Raw genomic sequence first — 16,545 nt, forward strand, 5'->3', positions numbered from 1 at the left:
AATCCTGAAAGCGGGGCGGTTCAGGGAACAGACGGCGAGGCGACCGGCCGGGCACGACCCGTGGTCTCGAAAAAGCGGGTAAACATCGCTCTGAGCGCCCCCGCCCACTGGGGCGGACGGGCGGATCGGGATTGCACCGCCGCGGCATCTGCCGGAAGCGCATCCAAGAGATGGGCGAGAGCGTCGGGCCATTCGGTCGGCGCCGGCAGCAAATTCATCTCGGTGGGCACACCGGCCGCGTCCAGCGCGGCCGCATAGCGCACGCTGTCGTCGCGCATCAGGCAATCCTCCGCGCTCACCACGAGCGCGGGCGGTAAGCCCTTGAGCCGCCGGGCCGCAAGAGGCGCGGCATAAGGATGGTCCGCGGCCTGCGGCGAGCCCAGATAGGCTTGCCAGCCGTCCGCGTATTTGCATCCGCACGCCCCCGCCTCGGCCTCGCGTATCGAGGCCGTGCCGAGGCACGGATCCAGCATCGGTGACACAAGGATCTGGCCGGCGAGGGTCGGAGACTTCTGGTCGCGTGCCATCATGGCGAGACCGGCCGCGAGATTGCCCCCCGCCTCCTCGCCCGCCACATAGAGCGGCGCGCCCCGACCGGCGAGCGCAGCCCGACGACCGGCGAGCGCGGTGAGAACACCCAGCGCGGCGGTGAGCGCGAAGGGAAAGGGATGGTCGATCGCTAGCGGATAGTCCGCCGAAACCACGACCGCACCGGCTTCCGCCAGCAGGGCCGCGATGAAGGCGCCGCACTCCGGCGTGCCGCCGATGAAGGCGCCGCCGTGCAGATGCAGGACGAGCGGCACGTGACCCCGGCCCGCGCGCCGGCCATAGAGCCGCGCCGGCACGGCGCCGGTTCCGGTCTCGATGGAGATGTCCCGCCAGGGCGTCCCAGCGGCAGCGGCAGCGGTCATGGTCGGTGATCCCGTCAGCCGCATCGACGCGGCCTTGTGCGATGCGAAGACCCTATTTTATCCTTGCACCGTTGATAAACAGGCCAATCGGGAACTCATTATTCACGTCTGGAGACAATGAGCCCCAAAGAGGACGCGGCACATGGACCAGTTGGCGGCAATGCGCGCCTTCGTGCGGGTGGTGGAGAGCGGCAGCTTCACCCGCGCGGCGGACATTCTGGCCCTGCCCAAGGCCACGCTCTCGAAACAGATCCAGCAGTTGGAGACGCATCTCTCGACTCGCCTGCTCCATCGCACCACGCGCCAGGTGACGGTGACGCCAGACGGCGCCGCTTATTATGAACGCGCGCTCGCCATCCTTACGGACGTGGACGAACTGGACGGCTCACTGTCCACCAACCTGACCTGCCCGCGCGGACGCCTGCGCATCGATATTTCGCCCTCGCTCGCCACTGGCATCCTGATGCCGGCGCTGCCCGACTTCTTCTCCCGCTATCCGGAGATTCACATCGACATCGGCTGCACCGACCGGCCGGTGGACCTGGTGGGCGAAAATGTCGACTGCGTGATCCGGGTCGGCGAAATCCGCAACTCCAGCCTGATCGCGCGGCGGATCGGAGAACTCAATTTCGCCGCTGCGGCCGCGCCATCCTATATCGCGCGCCACGGGGAAATCCAGCACCCGAAGGATTTTGAGAAGGACCATGTGATGGTGCGCTATTTCAGCGCCACGACCGCCCATTATTATGCCTTCGACTTCATTCGCGACGCGGAGGAGGTCGAGGTTCTGGGGCGCTACAGTGTGGCCCTGAACGACGGCAATGCCTATGTATCGGCTGGTCTTGCCGGCCTTGGGGTGATCCTGTGTCCCATCTTCATGATGCAGGAGCACCTCGACGCCGGGACGCTGGTGCGCGTGCTGCCCGAATGGCACACGCAGCCGATGCCCATCCACGTGGTCTACCCGCCCAGCCGCCACATATCGAACCGCCTGCGCGTGTTCGTGGACTGGGTGGCGGAACTGTTCGCCCGCTCGACACGGGCCCGTGCAGCCACCTGAAAGCCGGCGGGTGCCGTATCCGATTTCCTATGGGTTCAGGTGCTCCACCAGCATGTCGCGGAACTTCTTGGCCGCCGGGGACAGCCGCGAGGTGCGGCGCTCCACGAGCCCGATGGTGCGCCGCACGACCGGCGCCTTGATGGGCTTGGTAACGATGACCGGGTGATCACTGGGGGTCGCCATCTTCGGAAGCACCGAGACGCCGAGGCCGCGCTCCACCAGACCTAGCGAAGTTGCGAGATGGTTCACCTCATACTGAAAATCGAGCTGCACCTTCGCCCCGGCCAGCGCATTCTCGAGCGTCAGCCGGTTGCCGCTTGCCCGGCTCACGCCGATCAGAGGCTCCCCCTGCAAGTCCTTCCATGAGACCGAGGTCAGCTTGGCCAAACGGTGGTCGGAGCGACAGGCCAGCACGAAGGGATCCTCGATCAGCGGCGTGAAGGTGAGATCGGGGTCGGAACTGCCCACCAGATTGATGCCGAACTCAGCCTCGCCCGTGCGCACCGCCTCCAGCCCGTCATTGGCCGAGAGGTCGAGGATGCGGAAGCGGATGCGCGGAAATTCGGCGGCGAAGCGCTCGATGGCTTCGGGCAGGAAGTAGACCACCGCCGTGGGCACGCAAGCAAGCGTGATCTGGCCACCCTGCCGCCCGCCGACCCCGGCGATGCCGAGCAGCGATTCCTCCAGATCCCCGATGAGCCGGCGGGCGAGCGGCGCGAAGGAACGGCCAGCCGAGGTGAGTGCCACGCGTCGGGTCGTGCGCTCCAGCAGCGGGACACCGACCGTCGCCTCCAGCGCCTGCACCCGCCGGGTCAGCGCCGGTTGGGAGAGGTTCAGCACCTCGGCCGCGCGGTGAAAACCGCCATGGTCAATCACCGCCAGGAAGGCGCGCAGGTCCAGCAGCTCGAAATTGATGCGCATCTCACATCAAACCTGAAAATCTTTGCATTTAACGGAACGGCCGATTTTGTGAAGGATAGCATCAATCGAGCCCACTGATACGCCTTTCGGAGAGAGTCCATGCCCTCCATTCGGGTGCCATGCGTTCTGATGCGGGGCGGCACATCACGCGGCCCGTTCTTCCTTTCGAGCGATCTGCCCACCGACGTTGAGCTGCGGGACGCAATCCTGCTCTCGGCGCTCGGTGCCGGCCATGAGCTTCAGGTGGACGGCATCGGCGGCGGCAACCCCCTCACCAGCAAGGTCGCCATCATCGGCCCCTCCACCCGCGGCGGTGCGCAGGTGGACTATCTCTTCGCCCAGGTGAAGGTGTCCGAGCGGGTGGTCGATACCTCGCCCAACTGCGGCAACATGCTGTCTGCCGTGGTGCCCTTCGCCATCGAGCAGGGCCTGATCGCGGCGACGCCCGGCACGACGACGGCGCGCGTGCACAATGTGAACACCGGCAAGCTGATCGACGTGACGGTCTCTACGCCCGGCGGCCGCGTGACCTATGAGGGCGATGCGGTCATCGACGGCGTTCCGGGGTCGGCGGCGCCCATCCTCATGACCTTCCTCGACGTGGCCGGCGCCAAGACCGGGCGCCTGCTGCCGACGGGTCAGGCGCAGGACGAAATCGACGGCCTGCCCGTGAGTTGCGTCGATGCCGGCATGCCGCTCGTGATCCTGCGGGCCGCCGATCTCGGCAAGACGGCGCTCGAAGCGCCGGCCGATCTCGACCGGGACCGTCCTTTCATGGACCGGCTGAACGCCATCCGCATCGAGGCCGGCCGCCGGATGGGGCTTGGCGATGTCTCGGGCCTCGTGATCCCGAAGCCCGTCATCCTGTCACCCTTCGCGGCGGAGACACCGGCGCTCGCCGCCCGCTATTTCATGCCGCACAGCTGCCACAAGGCCTTCGCGGTGACCGGCGGCATCGGCCTCGCCATGGCCGCCGCAACGCCCGGAACGGTTGCGGCCGAGGCGATCGGCGCGCAGTCTCCAGCGTCGCTGTCCATCCGCCACCCTGCCGGCCGTCTCGATCTGCGCATCGAGCAATCGCCGGGCGATACGCCTCGCATCTCTGTCCTCAGGACGGCGCGGCGGCTGTTCGAAGGGGCGGTTTTCGCGCGCATCGACCAAGATGAGGGCGCCCGCGCCGCCGCCTGACGGCGCAGCGCCCGCGCAGAACAAGCAAAAGAAGACCAACGGAGGAAAGTTCATGCCGGCCCATGCAGAGCCACAGCCCCTCGCCGGGCGAAAGCCGAAACGCTTCTACGAGCAGCTTTATGTCCAGGTGCTGATCGGCGTCGCCGCCGGCATCGCGCTCGGGCACTTCTACCCGCAGATCGCGCCCATGGCGAAGCCCCTGGGCGATGGCTTCATCAAGCTCGTGAAGATGATGATCGTGCCGATCGTCTTCTGCACCATCGTGGTGGGCGTGGCCGGCGTGCATGCGGACCGCAAGATCGGCGCCTCGCTGCTCAAGACCATGCTCTTGTTCTACGGCCTCACCATCATCGGCCTGATGACCGGCCTGATCGCGGTCGAGACCATCCAGCCCGGCGCCGGCATGCACATGGACGTGCATGCCATCGACGCCAAGGAAGCCGCCCGCTACGCTGCGGGCGCCAAGAAGCTCGATACCGTGGACGTGCTGCTGCACATCATCCCGCCCAGCTTCTTCACGCCCTTCGCGGAGGGTGAGGTGCTGCCGGTGCTGTTCATCGCCCTCATCACCGGGTTCGGCCTGCGCAAGGCGGGCGTGTCCGGCGAGCCGTTCCTGCGCGGCGTCGAAGCCTTCTCCCGCGCCCTGTTCGCCGCTTTCGGCTACATGATGCGGCTTGCCCCCATCGGCGCCTTCGGAGCCATCGCCTTCATCGTCGCCAAGAGCGGCCTGAAGACCATCGGCAACCTCGGCCTGCTGATCTTCACGCTTTATGTGGCCTGCGGTTTCTTCGTCTTCGTCGTCCTCTGGGGACTGGCGCGGTTCCACGGATTCAGCCTCTTCCGGCTGCTGCGGTACTTCCGCGAGGAACTGCTGATCGTGCTCGGCACCTCGTCCACCGAGCCCGTGCTTCCCGCTGTGCTCTACAAGCTGGAACGCCTCGGCTGCTCCAAGGGCTCGGTCGGCCTCACCCTGCCGCTCGGCTATTCCTTCAATCTCGACGGCACGGCCATCTATCTGACCCTCGCCTCGCTGTTCCTGGCGCAGGCCATGGATATCCATCTGAGCGCCTGGCAGGTCGGCTCCATGATCTTCGTGATGCTGCTGACGTCGAAGGGCGCCGCCGGTGTGACTGGCAGCGGGTTCGCCGCCCTCGTCGCGACGCTGGCGGCGATGCCGGACACGGTGCCCGTGGCGGGCGTGGTGATGATCGCCGGCATCGACCGCTTCATGTCGGAAGCCCGGGCCCTGACCAGCCTTGTGAGCAACATGGTCGCCTGTATCGTCATCGCCATCTGGGACGGCGAATGCGACCGCTCCGTCCTCCTCGCCGAACTGGCGCAGGGCAAGCCCACGGAGCGTCCGGCGGTCGAAAGCACCGGCGCCGTTGCGGAACTGCCCCAGACCGTCTGATCGACGACCGGTTTCCTTCCTCCCTTCCTGCCGCGGGATGCGGGGCGCTTCGGAAACGGAGCGCCCCGCAGTCTGTGGCAGTCTTCTTTGGGCGGTCCGCCGCTGCGCGGCGAGGGATGCATTTTGCGCACGAAGTGTATACGGTCTGGTTCTCCTAGACCGAAGACACAGCGCCATGGCTCTCTACGATACCATCATTTCCGGCGGCACCGTCGTCACCGCCTCGGACCGCATTCTCTGCGACGTCGCCATCAAGGACGGCAAGATCGTCGCCCTCGGCTCCGGCCTCACCGGCGCGGATGAGGTGATCGACGCGACCGGCAAGCTCGTGCTGCCCGGCGGCGTCGACGCCCATGTCCACATCGCCCAGCCCTCCGGCGAGGGCATCGTGATGGCGGATGACTTCGAAAGCGGCACCCGCTCGGCGGCCCTCGGCGGCACCACCACGGTGATGCCCTTCTGCCTCCAGGAGAAGGGCCAGGGCCTGCGCGCCGCGTTGAAGGATTACCACGCCAAGGCCGATGGCGAATGCCATGTGGACGTGAGCTTCCACCTCATCATTTCCGACCCCACCGAGCAGGTGCTGGGCCAGGAACTGCCGGCACTGGTGGAGGACGGCTACACCTCCTTCAAGATCTTCATGACCTATGAGGGCCTTGCCCTGAAGGACCGCGAAATTCTCGACGTGATGTCGGTGGCTCGCGACACCGGCGCTCTCGTCATGGTCCACGCGGAAAATTACGACGCCATCCGCTTCCTGACCGAACAGCTGGAGAAGCGCGGCCAGACGGCGCCCCGCTTCCACGCCACCTCCCGCCCCATTGCGGTCGAGCGCGAGGCGACCCATCGCGCCATCTCGCTCGCAGAGCTGGTGGACGTGCCGGTGATGATCGTCCACGTCTCCAATCGCGAGGCCATGGAGCAGATCCGCTGGGCGCAGAACAAGGGCCTCACCGTGCTCGGCGAGACTTGCACGCAGTATCTGGTGCTCACCGAGAAGGATCTCGACGGCCTCGGGATGGAAGGCGCGAAATACGTCTGCTCGCCGCCGCCGCGCGACACCGAGAGCCAGGAGGCCTGCTGGGAAGGCCTGCGCACGGGCGTGTTCACCATCTTCTCCTCCGACCATTGCCCGTTCCGCTATGACGACCCGCAGGGCAAGCTCACGCCCAAGGGCCGCACCTCCTTCCGCTGGGTGCCGAATGGCATTCCCGGCGTCGGCGCCCGCCTGCCGGTTCTGTTCTCGGAAGGCGTGATGAAGGGGCGGATCGATCTGGAGCGCTTCGTCGCCGTCACCGCCACCAATCCGGCGAAGACCTATGGCCTCTACCCCCGCAAAGGCACCATTGCGGTGGGTGCCGACGCGGACATCGCCATCTGGGACCCGACGAAGACGCAGACGCTGACCCACGATCTCATCCGCGACGGCGCCGATTACACGCCTTACGAGGGCATCGAGATCACCGGCTGGCCTGTGCACACGCTGCTGCGCGGCAAGACGGTGGCGCGCGACGGAGAAGTGGTGGGGCAGAAGGGACTCGGCCAGCACCTTTCGCGTGCCAAGTCGCCCTTCGCGGTCCAGCGCGATCCCGTAGCCTCGTGACGCAGGAACGCTTGGCATGAGCGACACCGGCACAGACGAGGTTCAGGGCCGCGAGGGCGGGCGGATTGGCGGGATCAACCTCTCGAATCTCGCCTATAACGCGGTCTCCGAGATGATCCGCCACCGCCGCCTGCGCGGGGGCGAGGTCATCGTGGAGCAGCGTCTGGCCGAAACGCTGGGCATCTCCCGCACGCCGCTGCGGGAGGCCTTGCAGCGCCTCGAAGGCGAGGGTCTCGTGATCAAGGGCACGGGCCGCTCCTTCCTGGTGCGGCACGTGGACCTCAAGGAATATCTTCAGAGCCTCAAGGTCCGCGAGATTCTCGAGCCCGAGGCGGCGGCGCTCGCCGCCGGCCGCATCCCGCTCGGGGAACTCGCCAGCGTGCGCGCAGAGATCAACGCCCTGCGTACCGCCGTGCCCTACCACACGGACGCCCACTGGCGTTCGGACGACAATCTGCACGAGCTTTATGCGCGCAACTGCGGCAATCAGGTGCTGGCGGGCATGATCCGGACCCTGCGCGTCACCACGCGCCTGTTCGAGATTTCGAGCCTCGCGGACCGGCTGGAGGCCGATTCGGCCGAACATCTCCAGATCGTCGAAGCGCTGGAGCAGGATGACGCCAAGGCCGCCCGCCGCACGGTCGCCCACCATCTGCGCAGCCTCGGCAAGCACACCATCGACACGGTGCGATAGCTTCGCACCTCGCCGGCCTTTCAGATGGCGCCACAGTGGGTGCGAGAAAACGCGGATCGTTCTTCAGTCAAAACCTTTATCTACCGGGGCTTTCGGCCCGCCGACCCGATAAAATTTGACTTGTGCGGCCTCGGCGTCCATCATGAGTCGTGTCGATAGACGGTCAGACGACTTGGCTTTGCGCCCCCACATGTGGCGCGCCGCTGACGATATCCCTCCGAAAATCATCCTTCGACGGCCACGCAACTTTGCGTGGCGTGACGTTCTATTCTTTCTGGAAAGGGTTTCCCATGACTACGGGAACCGTCAAATGGTTCAACCCCGAGAAGGGCTTCGGCTTCATCGCTCCCGATGACGGCGGCGCGGATGCCTTCGTCCACATCAGCGCGGTTGAGCGCGCCGGCCTGCCGCCCCTGCGCGAAGGCCAGAAGGTCAATTATGACCTCGTGGCCGACAAGCGCAGCGGCAAGAGCTCGGCATCGAACCTCACGCTCGTTCCCTGACGAGCGCTTCGGATCACACCAGGCTCCGGCCGATCGCGGATGCGCGGACGGCCAGAGCGCGGTGAACCGGACCCAAGAGCCCCGCCCCCGCCGTGGAGGCGGGGCTTTTCTTTGACGAAAGGCCGCGCCCCTTGTGCGGCCCCTCTCCTCCTGCGCGGCCAAGTGCCGGAAACGAGGTCATCCTTCATGCAAGTTCTGGTGCGCGACAACAATATCGACCAAGCCCTGCGGGTGCTGAAGAAGAAGATGCAGCGCGAAGGCATCTTCCGCGAGATGAAGCAGCGCAAGGCCTATGAGAAGCCGTCCGAGCGCCGCACCCGCGAGATGGCGGAAGCCGTTCGCCGCGCCCGCAAGGCGGCGCGCAAGACGGCCCAGCGCGAGGGCCTTGCCCCGAAGCGTCGCGGCAAGCCCAAGGAAGCCGCCGGACGTGGTGGCCGCCCCGCTGCCCCCGGTGCCGCGCCGACGACGGCGAGCTGAGTTCAGACTGGCTTCCGGTGCCCTGCGCCGGAGGCCCTTAGCGCAGGCGGCTGAAGCGCACCACGCCGATTCCGCTTGCCGCGACCACAAGACCGCCGACGATGGAGCTCATGGACGGAACCTCGTCGAATAGCACGAAGCCGAGCAGCATCGCCCACACGATCTGCGAATAGACGAGCGGCGAGACGACCGCCGTCGAAGCCCGGCGGAAGGCGCCCGCCATAAGCAACTGGCCACAGGTGCCGAGCAGGCCTGCCAGACCCAGCAGCAGCCACGTCCTGAGCGCCATGGGCTGGAAGGCCAAAAGGCCGACGGCACTGACGGTGAGCGCCCCGACGCCCGCCCACAGGACCAGGGCCAACGCCCCCTCCCGTCGCCCGGCATAGCGCGTCAGCACATAGAACACCGCGTTCGCCGCCGCCTGCGCCAAAGGCAGCAGAAGGGCCAGCGACAGGGCAGCGGACGGGTCAAGGGCGATCAGCACCCCCGCAAAACCCGCCGCCATGCAGGCCCACTGGGCCGCCTTCGGCCGCTCCCCGAGAAACACCAGCGCCAGCAGGGTCGCCATCAGCGGCGCTGAAAAGGTCAGCGCATAGGTCTGTGCCATGGGCAGGTGCGTGAGCGCGAGGGTGATGAGCACCGTCGTCGCGAAGAGGCACGCCCCACGGCAGAGGTGAAGGCCGAGCTGGGGCGTACGCAGCGCTTCCGGAGCCGCCGCCCGCGCCACCATGAGCAGCACGCTCACCTGCACCAGATTACGGAAGAACACGAGCGGGCCCACGGGGTTCGTGGCCGCCAGGTGCTTGAGCAGCGAATCGAGCAGCGTCAGGCACAGCATGGCACCGAGCATCATCGGCACCGCCACCCAGGATGTCGCCACGGGCACCGGCGCCGCTTCCGCCTGCGCCATGGTCAGTGGCGCAGGATCTTGGAGACGAAATCCCGAGTCCGGGCCTCAGCCGGAGCATCGAAGATCTGGGCGGGTGCGCCGGTTTCGACAATGCGACCGCCCGCCATGAACACCACCCGCGAGGCGACCTCCCGGATGAAGGCCATTTCGTGCGACACGATGAGCATCGTCATGCCCTCCTTCGCCAGGAGCCGGATGGTGTCCAGGACCTCCGACACCAGCTCCGGATCGAGCGCCGCCGTCACCTCATCCAGCAGCAGGATTTCAGGATGCAGCGCCAGCGCGCGCACGATGGCGACGCGCTGCTGCTGGCCGCCGGACAGCTCATCCGGATAGCGCTTCAGCTTGTCGCCGAGCCCGACCTTGGCGAGGAGTTCGCGGGCCTCTTCCTCCACCTCCTTGCGGGGGCGCTTCTTGATCTTGATGGGCGCAACGCAGACGTTTTCCAGCACGCTCATGTTCTGGAACAGGTTGTACTGCTGGAACACGATGGCGATGCGGTCCCGCAGGCGGCGCACCTGCCCGGCGTCCGCATAGTTCACCGCCTCGCCATCGAGCTTCACCGTGCCCCCCACCGGCGGCAGAAGGCCCATCAGCACGCGCAGGATGGTGCTCTTGCCCGAGCCGGACGGGCCAATGAGGCCGATGACATCCGCCCGGCCGACGGTCATGTCGATGCCGGAAAGGACGGTGTGTTCGCCGTAGCGGGCCTCAAGCCCGGCGATGTCGAGATGATGCAAGACGCGCCTCCAGATGCGCGCCGAGGCGCGACAGCGGGTAGGAAATGAGGAAGTAGACGATGAGGATCACGCCGAAGCTGAGCGCGGCGGAGAAGCCCTTGTTGTTCAGGACCTTGCCCACATAGGTCAGCTCGATGACGCCGATCTGCGAGGCCAGTGCCGTGTCCTTGATGAACATGACGAAGAAGCCGAAGGCCGGCGGCAGCACGATGCGCCACGCCTGCGGCAGCACCACGAGGCGGATGGTGTCGATGAGCGAGAAATTCATCGTTTCAGCCGCTTCCCACTGGTTCCGGTGCACGGAATTGAAGCCGCCGCGGATGATCTCGCCGAGAAAGGCGCCGGCGATCATCGTCACGGACACCGCCGCCACCACGAACAGCGGAATGTCATAGCCCGTCGCCTGGAAGGCGAAGAAGCAGAGCATGAGCGTGACGAGGAACGGCACGCGGCGGAACACCTCTGTGAACACCAGCGCAACGAGGCGCAGCGGCAGCAGCCATCGCGCCCGCGTCACCCGCGTCACCGCGAGCCCAAGGCCGATGAGGCTGCCGAGGATGCAGCCCAGCGCAGACAGTGCGAGCGTGGTCCCTGCCGCCTTGGCGATGAAGATGAGGTTGTAATAGGTGGCGAAGCGCGGCCACTCCTCGACGATCTGGCTCCACATCAGATCAGCTCCGTGCGGGCGCGGAAGAAGGTGCGGCCTGCAAAGGCGAGCAGCAGCGAGGCGGCCAGCGTCAGCACCACATAGATGCCGGCCGTGACGGAGAAGATCTCGATGGAGCGGAAGGTCTGGGAATTGATGTTGAAGGCCTCGCCGGTCAGTTCCTCGACGCCGAAGACGGCGGCCATGGAGGTGCCGAGCGTCACGATGATGAACTGGTTGGAGAGCGGCGGAAAAAGCACGCGCGCCACATGGGGCAGGATCACGTAGCGGATCTGCTGGAGGCGCGAGAAGCCCATCACCTCGGCCGCCTCCATCTCCGAGACGCGGCGGCTCTCGAAGCCCGCGCGCTGGATCTCGGTGAGATAGGCCCCGGCGTTCAGCGTCATGCCGATGACGACGGCTGCGAAGGAGGAGAGCAGGATGCCGCTGTCCGGCAAGGCGAAATAGAGGAAATAGATCTGCACCAGCTGCGGGGTGTTGGTGAAGAACACCACATACACGCCAACGATGCGCGCGAGCCAGCGCGGCCCGAACGAGCGGATCGCCGCGCACAGCGTGCCGATGAAGAGACCGCCGCAGAAAGCGAGCACCGCGATCTGGAGCGAGATCACGGCGCCTTCCAGCAGGCGGGGGAGATAAGGCCAGATCTGGCCGAACTGCAGCGTATAGGACATGGAACCGCGTCGGCAGGATGAAGGGCCAGCGCAAGGCGCTGGCCCGGGACGGGAGAGCGGTCAGATCAGAAGAACGGCTGGGCGCCCACGGGCTTGATCATGTCCATGCCGAACCACTTCTTCCAGAGCGCCTCGGTCTTGCCCTTGCGATACAGGTCGAAAATCGCAACGTTCAGCCAGTCCTTGAGGCCCGTGGAGCCCTTCGCGACGCCGAGGCTGCAGTAATAGACGTCGATGGGCGTCTCCACGATACGCCAGTCCACCTTGTGCTTGGACATGTGCTCGCCCATGAAGTCGATCACGTCGATCATCGCCGTGCCACGGCCCTGAGCCAGCGCGCGCACCGCGTCGGGATAGTTGTCCAGCAGGGTCACCTTGGCCTTGGGCAGGTTCTCCTCGATGAACTTCACCGGGGTCGAGCCGCGCACCTGCACGAAGGTGACGGACGGATCATCGAACTGCCGCCAATCAGTAAAGGTGTTGGCCTTGGTGGTGAGCACGCCCAGCACCTCGGTGTGCACCGGAACGGTGAAGTCGATCACCTTGGCGCGGTCGGTGTTGCGCGTCATGGCGCCCATGACGAAGTCGATCTTGCCAGCGGTGACGAAGGGAATGCGGTCGGGCGAGCCCACCTGCACCACTTCAAGCTTCACGCCGAGCAGCTTGGCGATCTCGCCCGCATAATCCACGTCGAAACCGACGATCTCGTTCTTGTCGTCGAACTTGCCGAGCGGCGGCAAGGTCGGATTGACGCCGACGCGGATGACGCCGGACTTCATGATCTCATCGAGCGTGCGCGCCTCGGCCGCCTTCGGCACCAGCGCCCCGGCGAGCGCCACCGCGATCGCGCCGGCAGCGAGCAAAGACTTCAGCATGCGTGTTCTCCAACCTCTGGGTCCCGGCCGGCGTCGCCTGTTTTGCGACTTCCCGTTGCCAAACGGTGGACAATTTGTATACAAACTCACTGTCTGTAAAGTCCAAATCACCACCTCCCGACGGGATCGGTGGATGGGAACGAACACCTCATGACGGCAGCAACACTGGGCGGTGTGAGCGATGCGCGTGCCACGGTGACGATCACCGTGGACGGCGCGGCGCTGCGCGCCCGCGAGGGCGAGATGCTGACAACGGCGCTCGCCCGCCACGGCCTTCTGCGCCTGCGCCAGAGCCCTCATGCGGGCAGCGTGCGCGGCGCCTTCTGCCATATGGGCGTGTGCCAGGAATGCGCGCTGCATGTGGATGGCGTGCTGCGCCAAGCCTGCCTGACGCCTGTGCGTCCCGGCATGGCCGTCGAGCGGCGGGGCGTGCTGTGAGCCACGACGTCATCATTCTCGGTGCCGGCCCGGCCGGTGCCAATGCAGCACTCGCCGCCGCCGAATCCGGTCTCAGGGTTGTGCTGTTCGACCAGCAGCCGGAGGCCGGCGGACAGGTCTGGCGTGCGCCTTTGCCGGGCCTGAGCATGCCGTCCTCGCCGGAGCTTTCGAGCGGCGATGCGTTGCGCGCGCGGCTCGCCGCCTCGGCGGTGGAGTGCCGCTTCGGCCGCACGGTGTGGTCCGTGGGCGGGCATTTCCGCGTGGATGCGGTGGGGCCGGACGGTAACGAGCATGTGGAGGCGCCGCGCCTCGTCGCCGCCACCGGCGCCCATGAGCGCGTGGTGCCCTTTCCGGGATGGACGCTGCCCGGCGTGATCGGTCTTGCGGCCGCGACGGTGCTGCTGAAGTCCCACGGTGTCCTGCCGGGCCAGCGAGTCGTGATCGCCGGTTGCGGGCCGCTGCTGGCGGCCGTCGCCGCGGGCGTGCTCAAGGGTGGCGGCACCATTGCCGCGATCGCCGACCTCGCCGGTCCTTCCGACTGGCTGCGTGCCCTCCCCGCCCTCGCTTCGCAGCCGCGCCTTCTGGCGCGCGGTGCAGGCTGGGCGCTGAAGATCGGGGGCGCACGCGTCCCCGTGCTCTTTCGCCATGGCGTACGCGCAGCCGAAGGCGATGACGCCCTCTCCCGCGTCAGCCTCGCGCCCGTGGATGCAGAGGGCGCCTTTATCGCCGGGCCGGAAAGGGTGATGGAGGCCGATGCCCTCTGCGTCGGCCACGGCCTCGTGCCCGGCGCCGAGGTGCCACGGCTCTTCCGGGTGGCGCAGGCCTTCGACCGGCAGCGGGGCGGCTTCGTGCCGAAACTCGATGCGGAGGGCCGCACCAGCCTGAACGGCCTCTATGCCTGCGGCGACGGCGTGGGCCTGCGCGGCGCGCTGGTCGCGGAAGCGGCCGGCCGGCTCGCCGGCCTTGCCTGCGCACACGATGCGGGCGCGCTCACCGCTGCGACCTTCGCCGGCGTTTCGGCTCCGGCGCGCGAGGCCATCGGCCAGGCCCGCGCCTTCTCCGACGCCATGGGCGACATGATGGCCCTGCGCCCGGCGCAGGTGGCCGCCATCCCGCCCGAAACCACAGTCTGCCGCTGCGAGGACGTAACGCGTGCCGACATCGAGTCCGCTTATGCGGACGGCGCGCGCGAGATGAACCAGCTCAAGCAGTTCACGCGCTGCGGCATGGGCCCCTGCCAGGGCCGCTTCTGCGGCGATGTGGCGGCCGAGATTCTGGCGGCCAAGGTGGGCTCGCGGGAAGAGGTGGGCACCTTCACCGCCCGCCCGCCTTTGCGCCCCGTCGCGCTCGCCGACCTGCTCGGCAGCTTCGATTATTCCGATATCCCGATCCCGCCCCCGGCGCCCCTATGATGCACGATCTCGCAGTCATCGGCGGGGGCGTTCACGGCTCCACCGTCGCTCTCTTCGCCGCCCGCGGGGGCATGAAGGTCACGCTCATCGAGCGCGGCCCGCTCTGCCGCGAGGCCTCCGGCGTCAATGCCGGCACGCTGACCATGCAGATGACGCGCGTGGCGCTCATCCCCTACGCCCTGCGGGCCCATGCCATGTGGGCCAGTGCGCGCGAATGGCTGGGGCACGATGTGGGGGTCGTGGTCTGCGACGGCCTCTCGCTGGCCTTCACCGAGCAGGAGGAGCAACTCCTCTCCTTCCGGGCCGGCAAGCGCCGGGACGCGGGCGCGCCCATCGAACTCATCAGCGGCGCAAGGGCGCTGGAGGTGGAGCCCGGCGTCTCGGACAAGGTGCGGGTTGCCGGCTATTGCAAGGTGGACGGCTATGCCAATGCCTACCTGACCGGCCTTGCCTTCCGCCGCGCCCTGATCGAGGCGGGCGTGGACCTGAAGGAGAACACCCCCGCCTCCGGTATCACGCGGGAGGATGGCGGCTTCGCGGTTCAGACGGCGCAGGGCGTCGTCCGTGCCAAGCGCATCGTGCTGGCGGGTGGGGTCTGGATCGAGCCCATGATGGCCTGGCTCGGCATCCGCCTGCCGATAAAGACGCTCATCAACCAGTTGGTGGTGACCGAGCGCGTGCGCCCGGTGATGCGCACGGTCGTCGGCATCGCCAACGGCCTGCTGTCGCTGAAGCAATATCCGCACGGCACGGTCGTGATCGGCGGCGGCTGGCAGGGCCTGGGCGATCGCGAACGTGGCGGCGTGGAACTGCTGCCGGACCGCATCGTCGGCAATGTCCGCCTCGCCTGCCACGCCATTCCGGACCTTAAGGCGGCCCGCGTTGCCCGCGCCTGGGCGGGGCTGGAGGCGGAGACGGCGGACGCGCTGCCCGCCGCCGGCCCCATCCCTGGCATTCCGGACGCCTATGTCTGCGGCAGTGTCCATTCCGGCTACACGAGCGGCCCCTACATCGCCCGCCTGCTGGCGGACCGCATTCTGGGCCGCGAACCCGCTTTGCCCTTGTTCCCCATCGATCGTTTGCTCGCGTCAAGCGCCATTTCCGAGGCCCGCAATGACTGAAACCTTCGTCCAGCGCCTGTCCGGCATTCATGCGGCCACCGTGGTGCCCATGCGCGCCGACTTCTCCATGGACGAGGATGCGCTCGCCGCCCACATCGGTGCCGTGACCCGCGTAAAGGGCATTCGTGGCCTGCTCATCAACGGCCATGCGGGCGAGAACTTCGTGCTGTCGCTGGCCGAGAAGCGCCGGGTGGTGGAAATCGCCCGCACGGTCGCCCCGAAGGACTGCCTGCTGGTCTCGGGCGTGAACCACGAATCGAGCCTGGAGGCCGCCCGCGAGGCAGCGGAGATGGCGGCGGCCGGGGCGGATGGCCTTCTGGTCTTTCCACCCAACAGCTGGGCGCTCGGCCATGCGGACGCATGCACGCTGATGCACCACAAGATGATTGCGGACGCGACGGCGCTGCCGCTCATGCTTTATGGCGCACCTGTGGGCGCGGGGGCGATGTCCTATTCGTCCGAGGTGCTCTCCCGCCTCATCGACGATCCGCGCTTCGTCGCCATCAAGGATGGCAGCTGGGAAGTCGCGGCCTATGAGGAGAACCTGCGCCTGATCCAGTCCCGCCGCCCGGGCTTCGCGGTGCTCGGCTCGGGCGACGAGCACCTTCTGACCAGCTACGTGATCGGCAGCGCCGGCAGCCAGGTGAGCCTTGCGGCCGTCGTGCCCGAGCTGGTGGTCGCCCTGTGGGACGCCGCGGCGGCGGGCGACTGGGCAAGAGCCCGGCAGGTGCACGAGCAGCTCTATCCGCTCTCCGTCGCCATCTATCGCGACGCGCCGGGCGGTCGCGCCACCGCGCGGCTGAAGACCTGCCTCAAGCTGCTCGGCCGGCTCGGCAATGACGTGGTGCGTCCGCCCCAGCCGTCCTGCGACGCGCGGGAGAACGCAGCCCTCTCGGCGGCGCTCAGGGCGGCAGGCGTGGAGGTGCCGGTGGCGGCCTGA

At 67.3% G+C, this 16,545-nt stretch carries 18 protein-coding genes; 11 read left to right on the forward strand and 7 right to left on the reverse strand.

Annotated features, from left to right (window positions below):
• Positions 1 to 20: 20 nt before the first annotated feature.
• Positions 21 to 911 carry an alpha/beta hydrolase gene (locus tag AZC_RS13805; RefSeq protein ID WP_052285934.1) on the reverse strand — a complete coding sequence of 297 codons (891 nt, stop codon included), beginning with the start codon at positions 909 to 911 and terminating at the stop codon, positions 21 to 23.
• 142 nt (positions 912 to 1,053) lie between these two features.
• On the opposite strand from AZC_RS13805, the gene AZC_RS13810 reads away from it, so the two are divergent.
• Complete coding sequence (locus AZC_RS13810; protein WP_012171194.1) at positions 1,054 to 1,971, forward strand: LysR family transcriptional regulator; 918 nt, start codon at positions 1,054 to 1,056, stop codon at positions 1,969 to 1,971.
• Positions 1,972 to 1,998: 27 nt separating this feature from the next.
• On the opposite strand, the gene AZC_RS13815 is transcribed toward AZC_RS13810, so the two are convergent.
• The gene (locus AZC_RS13815) at positions 1,999 to 2,892 is read right to left on the reverse strand and encodes a LysR family transcriptional regulator (RefSeq protein ID WP_012171195.1); all 894 of its coding nucleotides are present in this window, start codon (positions 2,890 to 2,892) and stop codon (positions 1,999 to 2,001) included.
• A 99-nt stretch (positions 2,893 to 2,991) separates the two neighbouring features.
• Between AZC_RS13815 and AZC_RS13820 the strand changes: the two genes are divergently transcribed.
• The 6 genes from AZC_RS13820 to rpsU all read left to right on the forward strand — a co-directional run bounded on the left by AZC_RS13820 (position 2,992) and on the right by rpsU (position 8,768).
• Positions 2,992 to 4,080 (forward strand): 4-oxalomesaconate tautomerase, encoded by a 1,089-nt coding sequence (locus AZC_RS13820; protein ID WP_012171196.1) that lies wholly within the window; start codon positions 2,992 to 2,994, stop codon positions 4,078 to 4,080.
• A gap of 52 nt (positions 4,081 to 4,132) precedes the next feature.
• Entirely contained in the window at positions 4,133 to 5,491 is a 1,359-nt protein-coding gene (locus AZC_RS13825; RefSeq protein WP_012171197.1) for a cation:dicarboxylate symporter family transporter, read from the forward strand.
• Positions 5,492 to 5,666: 175 nt separating this feature from the next.
• Positions 5,667 to 7,094 (forward strand): dihydropyrimidinase, encoded by a 1,428-nt coding sequence (hydA, locus tag AZC_RS13830; RefSeq protein ID WP_043879364.1) that lies wholly within the window; start codon positions 5,667 to 5,669, stop codon positions 7,092 to 7,094.
• Between the two features lie 16 nt (positions 7,095 to 7,110).
• Positions 7,111 to 7,788, forward strand: a complete 678-nt coding sequence (locus AZC_RS13835) for a GntR family transcriptional regulator (protein ID WP_012171199.1) — start codon at positions 7,111 to 7,113, stop codon at positions 7,786 to 7,788.
• A 290-nt stretch (positions 7,789 to 8,078) separates the two neighbouring features.
• Entirely contained in the window at positions 8,079 to 8,291 is a 213-nt protein-coding gene (locus AZC_RS13840; protein ID WP_043879365.1) for a cold-shock protein, read from the forward strand.
• 186 nt (positions 8,292 to 8,477) lie between these two features.
• Positions 8,478 to 8,768 (forward strand): 30S ribosomal protein S21, encoded by a 291-nt coding sequence (rpsU, locus tag AZC_RS13845; RefSeq protein ID WP_012171201.1) that lies wholly within the window; start codon positions 8,478 to 8,480, stop codon positions 8,766 to 8,768.
• A 37-nt stretch (positions 8,769 to 8,805) separates the two neighbouring features.
• Here rpsU and AZC_RS13850 read toward each other — a convergent pair whose 3' ends face one another.
• The 5 genes from AZC_RS13850 to AZC_RS13870 all read right to left on the reverse strand — a co-directional run bounded on the left by AZC_RS13850 (position 8,806) and on the right by AZC_RS13870 (position 12,634).
• Complete coding sequence (locus AZC_RS13850; protein WP_012171202.1) at positions 8,806 to 9,678, reverse strand: DMT family transporter; 873 nt, start codon at positions 9,676 to 9,678, stop codon at positions 8,806 to 8,808.
• A 2-nt stretch (positions 9,679 to 9,680) separates the two neighbouring features.
• Positions 9,681 to 10,418 (reverse strand): amino acid ABC transporter ATP-binding protein, encoded by a 738-nt coding sequence (locus AZC_RS13855; RefSeq protein ID WP_043879366.1) that lies wholly within the window; start codon positions 10,416 to 10,418, stop codon positions 9,681 to 9,683.
• Positions 10,390 to 11,085: an amino acid ABC transporter permease gene (locus tag AZC_RS13860; protein ID WP_012171204.1), complete on the reverse strand. Its 696-nt coding sequence runs from the start codon at positions 11,083 to 11,085 to the stop codon at positions 10,390 to 10,392. Before AZC_RS13860 ends, AZC_RS13855 begins: the two co-directional genes overlap by 29 nt.
• Complete coding sequence (locus tag AZC_RS13865; protein WP_012171205.1) at positions 11,085 to 11,759, reverse strand: amino acid ABC transporter permease; 675 nt, start codon at positions 11,757 to 11,759, stop codon at positions 11,085 to 11,087. Before AZC_RS13865 ends, AZC_RS13860 begins: the two co-directional genes overlap by 1 nt.
• Before the next feature lie 65 nt (positions 11,760 to 11,824).
• The gene (locus tag AZC_RS13870; protein ID WP_012171206.1) at positions 11,825 to 12,634 is read right to left on the reverse strand and encodes a transporter substrate-binding domain-containing protein; all 810 of its coding nucleotides are present in this window, start codon (positions 12,632 to 12,634) and stop codon (positions 11,825 to 11,827) included.
• Between the two features lie 150 nt (positions 12,635 to 12,784).
• Here AZC_RS13870 and AZC_RS13875 point away from each other — a divergent pair, with 150 nt between their 5' ends.
• Genes AZC_RS13875 through AZC_RS13890 form a run of 4 tightly spaced genes read left to right on the forward strand, consistent with a single transcriptional unit; the run spans position 12,785 to position 16,545 of the window.
• Positions 12,785 to 13,072, forward strand: a complete 288-nt coding sequence (locus AZC_RS13875) for a (2Fe-2S)-binding protein (RefSeq protein WP_043879367.1) — start codon at positions 12,785 to 12,787, stop codon at positions 13,070 to 13,072.
• Positions 13,069 to 14,484 carry an FAD-dependent oxidoreductase gene (locus AZC_RS13880; protein WP_043879368.1) on the forward strand — a complete coding sequence of 472 codons (1,416 nt, stop codon included), beginning with the start codon at positions 13,069 to 13,071 and terminating at the stop codon, positions 14,482 to 14,484. The genes AZC_RS13875 and AZC_RS13880 overlap by 4 nt, the downstream gene beginning before the upstream one ends.
• Positions 14,484 to 15,605 (forward strand): NAD(P)/FAD-dependent oxidoreductase, encoded by a 1,122-nt coding sequence (locus AZC_RS13885; RefSeq protein ID WP_244421717.1) that lies wholly within the window; start codon positions 14,484 to 14,486, stop codon positions 15,603 to 15,605. The genes AZC_RS13880 and AZC_RS13885 overlap by 1 nt, the downstream gene beginning before the upstream one ends.
• A complete protein-coding gene (locus AZC_RS13890) occupies positions 15,598 to 16,545 on the forward strand; it encodes a dihydrodipicolinate synthase family protein (protein ID WP_012171209.1) in 948 nt (315 codons plus the stop codon). Before AZC_RS13885 ends, AZC_RS13890 begins: the two co-directional genes overlap by 8 nt.

This window comes from Azorhizobium caulinodans ORS 571, assembly GCF_000010525.1.
Lineage (GTDB): Bacteria > Pseudomonadota > Alphaproteobacteria > Rhizobiales > Xanthobacteraceae > Azorhizobium > Azorhizobium caulinodans.